Source organism: Mycobacterium sp., assembly GCF_032162105.1.
Taxonomy (GTDB): domain Bacteria; phylum Actinomycetota; class Actinomycetes; order Mycobacteriales; family Mycobacteriaceae; genus Mycobacterium.
This window is the reverse complement of the sequence record NZ_JAVRPS010000416.1, coordinates 1-4,743: the sequence shown is the minus strand read 5'-3', so window position 1 is coordinate 4,743 and position 4,743 is coordinate 1. Positions and strand designations below refer to the sequence as shown.

Sequence of the window (4,743 nt, the reverse complement as noted above, 5' to 3'; positions counted from 1 at the left end):
GGGCGCTCGGGATACTTACTGCCTGTAACCCGAGGAGTCAGCCGTCCTTCCATTGCGCCTTGCTTGACCCCCGCACCACCAGGACGGGGTCTTGCCAGTAGGGCTTGGTTTCGGAGAACTTCACGGGAGGGGCGAGTCGGACGAGTTCCCCGTAGGGGGTTTGCGCGGTAATGCTGGCCGGGTCCAGGATTTGGTGCTGCTCGCCGGTGGGCGTTGGGGCGTTCTTGTCGAGTTTGCCCAAGGACATGAACCACATTGCGCAGCGGGCCAGGTTGACGCGCACGTGGTAGCTGCCGCCTTCCTTGGCCCGGCGGATGAGGGCGGCTTGGATGCCGGCCGCGCCGAGGTAGCCGGCGTTGTAGTCGTTCTTGACGTGGGTCGGGGGGAACGCTGGCCGTTCGGGGGTGCCCTCTTCGGTGGTGAACCCGGTGACGCAGAGGGCTTCCATGTCAAACCCCGCCCGGTTGGCCCACGGCCCGTCGTAGCTGTAGCAGCGTGCGGAGGCGTAGACGATGCCGGGGCGGCGGGCGGCCAGTTCCTCGGGCGACAGTCCCAGCTTGGAGATCTTGCGGGTGCGGTAGCTTTCGACGAATACGTCTGCGCCGGCGGCGAGTTCGTAGGCCTTCTGGCGGGCTTCGGGCTGGTTGAGGTCCAGCCACGCCGAGGAGGTGAACCCGGCGCAGGGGTCCTGCATTAGGGCCTCGTGCTCAAACTCTTCGGGGTGGGCGATCTGCAGCACCTCGGCGCCGTGCTCGGCCAACGTGCGCGACATAACGTTGCCGGCGATGACGTGGGTTGCCGACAGCACCCGCAGCCCCGACAGCGGGCGTGCCGCCGGTGTGAACGGCTCTGGATCGCTATCGCCGATCTTGACGATTTCCACCAACGGCTTTTCGGCGAGGTACTTGCCCTGGGGGTGGGCTGCCCACTCTTCGGGCGTGCGCACGACGGCGAAGACAAGCTCCTTGTCAGCGGCCGCCTCATCGAGTTCCATGGCGTCCCACTTGGACACGGTCTTGGCGATGCTGTTCTTGTCCGGCGAGCACTCCAGGAACGTGCACATGCTGTTCAGCAGGCGCGGGTAGGCCCCCGTCGGCAGGAAGAACCGGCCGTCCTTGGTCTGGTACAGGTCGAACCCCATCGGGTTGCCGATGAAATATGGCAGCTGGTAGGGGTAGCCGTTGATCGTGGGCATGAATTTGTACATCGGGTTGATGCCGTGGATGGCCTTGCGCAGGTCGAGGCTCAGGTCCTGGCCGCGGCCGGTGCGCTGGCGCCAGATATCGGCGATGCCCGCCGCCCCGGCCATGATCGGGATGCCGATGCACGCCCCGAGCCGATGCACGGTCGGGAAAATCGGATCCACGCCAACAAAAGTTATTGCGCCGCCGGTGTCTTCGGGCGACAGTCCGAGATCGCTCATGACAGAGCGGAAATGCGCGTTGACGTCGAAGCCTGTAGACAGGGTTGGTGTAACCAAACTGTTGCTGCTCATGTTGGTTCCTTTCAACTCTCGACGCCGCGGTGGCTGTCATGTCCCGACTATTGCCCGCTAGGGAACCCACGTCATTGGCCCCGATGACAGCGATGAATCCGGTTAGGTGTAGCGGGGAACACCGGCAGCCGAGCCCAAGAACCGTTTGAACGAGCACGACGAACGAGAGCAGACCGACTTCGGCTACGCACAGTGTGGCAACGGCTTTGCATGATAGGGCCGTCCTTGGCCGATCCCAGCACCGTCGATCTGTTGGCCAGAATCAGTATGTATGTCAGCAGCCGCGGAGTGATGATTCCATTGAGCACCTGGGCGTCGACGTCGCTTCAGACATCGCAAACTGTGACACGCCCACCTCGCACGTCACGACAACGGCTTTGCATGATGTGCTACGCGCGCGGGCCCTGACTAGGCAGCATCGTTATCGTGGCGGCCTTCCGCTCGTCTACAGCCTCAATGGTTTTCGGCTACATCAGACGGCGATGTACCTCGAAAACCAAACACAGCTCGGCGACATCCCTTGGCCGCGAGAGGGATCGGCCGGTGTGTTTCTCGATCCGGCGCAACCGGTGGCGGACGGTGTTCGGGTGGCAAATAAGTACCTCAGCCGCACCGGACACCGACGCATCGTTGTCCTGCCAGACCCGAAACGTTTCGAACAGCATCTCCCGGTCCTCGTCGGGAAGGTTGCCAAAACCGTCCAACGCAGCCCCGACCGTTTTGATCATCGCCTCCGGCGCGCTGACGGCAGCGGTGGCCAGGATGGAGCCGTCGAACACGGCGACCGAGGATGTGGAATCGGTCGGGCCCCGCAACATCACCCTTGCGACATGCAGGGCTCGTCGCGTATCGCGCAGATCCCCGAAGGCCGCACTTACGCCCACCCGCGCAGTCGTCATCCGAGATACCAGGCCAATAACCGTGTCGAGTTTTCGTTCGGACGTGACGTGCACGATTCCGACCTGCACATCAGGCAGCAGCCGCCACGCTGAGAATATGTCAAGGCTACGAAGCTTCGACCCGATCTCGGGTAGCGGCTCATCGCCCGCGCTGGGAACGTGGGCGGCGATGACCACAAAAGGACCATTGATCGGCAGCCGAAGATGGCCGGCGAGATCCCGCAGGCTCCAATCGTCGAAGGCCCGTCCCTCAAGCAGGGCGTCAATCAGACTCAAGCGTTGTGACCCCTCAGCCAGGAGCTGCCGGTTCTGCTCGTCGCGATGACCGGCCACGAGTGCAGTGGCTATCAGTTCGGCACAGTGGCCCATGTGGTCCTCTGTGTCGGCCGGCATGGGGCCTGGCCGGTCCGAGCCGACGGCCGCCAGGCCCCACAGGCGTCCGTCGACGATGATGGGGACTCCCACCGCAGCGCTCAGGCCGATTGCGCGGACGAGCTCGGCGAAAGTTCCGGTGGCGTTGTCGTAGGTGTCCATCCGGGCAGGGCGGCCGGTGCGTTGCACCACCGCCGCGAGGGTGTTGCCCTCGATCGATGTTCGAGTGCCCACCGGCCACTTCATCGCCGCGTCAGGAAGGTAAGCCGCGAGGCTGAGCAGCGTAATTTCGCCGGTCGTTTCGTATCGCCACAACCCTGCGGCAGCCGCAGGCACGCATCGGCGCATCTCGTCGGCGACCGCGCCAAATACCTCCGAAGGTTCAACGCCGCGTGCGACGAGCGTGGCGAGCCGGCGCAAGGCGGCCTGTTCGGCGGCGAGCCGGCGATACTTGGCGTACAACTTGCCATCGTCGAGGTTCTCGTCGAATTCGGCAGCAAGTTCCTCGGCGGTCAAGAGTCCGTCCACTGCATCCTCATCAATCGTCAGGCCAGATTGACACCCTGCGCTCAGTTCGCCATCGTTCGCGCGTCGTGCCTGCGCGTCGGAATCGATAGTGCTACTTGCTGATTCGGCGACCGAGCTAGGCGAGTATGCGGTCATCGGGACACCATCGCGTACCCAGCGGCACCGAACACCACCGGCACCATCGCCAGCATTCCAAGCGTTGCACTCAGCATCGTTGGTCCTTCTCTCGTCTGCTCACGAGCGCGGTGTCTGGCCTAGCCTCGGCCGTCGTTCGAGTGAGAACGTGATTAGTTGACGACTACTACGGTCGCCGCGCGGGCAGCCCAGCACCATGGCCCGAGGATTCATGTTTAGAGCCGCATGGACCTAGTACTAGGCGGACCCGATATGAGACGGGCTGGTTAATCGGACCCGGGCATGAGCTGCGTCAATTGGGCGCGGGAGTTGATGCCCAGCTTGGCGAACGCATTGTGGACGTGGTTTTTCACCGTATGCAGGGAAAGGTGCAGCTGCATGGCGGCGTCGCGGTTGGTCACGCCCTGTGCGATCAGGTTGACCACCTTGAGCTCGGAGTCGGTGAGGCTGTCCCAGCCCGCTTTTGCCCGCGGCTGGCTGACGATGCGACGTTCCACACCCAACCGGCGCAACTCGCGGCCCACCCGGCGCGCATCGGCGAGCGCTTCGTGGTGCAGGTAGGTGTCGAACGCGGCGTTGAGCTGATCCAGCGCCTCATCACCCCGGTCGGTGCGTGAGAGTTCAGCGCCGGCGTCCTCGGCGGCCGCGGCGTACAGAAGCGGCCGCGACAACGAGTGAAGCAGCTCCGCGGAAGCCACCAGTGCCTGGGCATCACACTCGAGTAGTCCGCGCGCGTATCCGGCTACCCCGGTGAACAACGGGATCGCCGGCCGCTCCCGCTCAAGCAGGTCAGTGGCCTGCAGGACACGTGCGCGCAAGCCGGCATCCCCGGCCGCCGACGCCACCCGCGCACCCAAGATCACCTGATCTAAGACCTGGGTCCAGATTGGTGATTCGTACAGCGTGATGTCGCCGCCCAGCCAGCGCATCGCTTCATGGACGTCGTCGCGCTGCCACGCCGCCAGCGCTAGCACATGCGCCGCTCCGCGACGTACCAGAGTTGAGCCGGTGGGGTAGGCGTCGCGCGCGTCATTAGTCATCTGCTGCAACAACGTTCGGTCTTCCGTGCGCGCCGCCACGTCGGCCAGAATCATCGTGCGGATCATGTCCCCCGGGGTCGCGATTGTTGCGTGTCGGGGCGGCAGGGATTCAACGGCGGCGCGCGCGGCAGACAACCGGCCCGCCGCGAGGTGGACAACCCCGTCAACCGCGGCCCAGATTGCAAGGGCCATCGCGTTGCCTTCCCGGCGGGCCTGCTCTAATCCGTCGCCGGCCTGGGCCGCAGCCTCGTCCAACCGGCCGACCGCCGCCAGC

The 4,743-nt window shown here is 64.6% G+C and carries 3 protein-coding genes; all 3 read right to left on the bottom strand.

Going from position 1 to position 4,743, the window contains the following annotated elements; genetic code table 11:
• Positions 1-37: 37 nt before the first annotated feature.
• Positions 38-1,510, bottom strand: a complete 1,473-nt coding sequence (locus QOC69_RS21290; RefSeq protein WP_526443262.1) for a CoA transferase — start codon at positions 1,508-1,510, stop codon at positions 38-40.
• A gap of 452 nt (positions 1,511-1,962) precedes the next feature.
• Positions 1,963-3,429 carry a helix-turn-helix domain-containing protein gene (locus tag QOC69_RS21285; protein ID WP_526443260.1) on the bottom strand — a complete coding sequence of 489 codons (1,467 nt, stop codon included), beginning with the start codon at positions 3,427-3,429 and terminating at the stop codon, positions 1,963-1,965.
• Between the two features lie 266 nt (positions 3,430-3,695).
• Positions 3,696-4,743 (bottom strand): helix-turn-helix transcriptional regulator (locus QOC69_RS21280; RefSeq protein WP_526443258.1); only part of this gene is annotated, 1,048 nt, incomplete at its 5' end.

Coding starts and splice junctions, on each gene's coding strand:
- QOC69_RS21285 (WP_526443260.1), bottom strand. CDS start 3,429: ATGACCGCATACTCGCCTAGCTCGGTCGCCGAATCAGCAAGTAGCACT.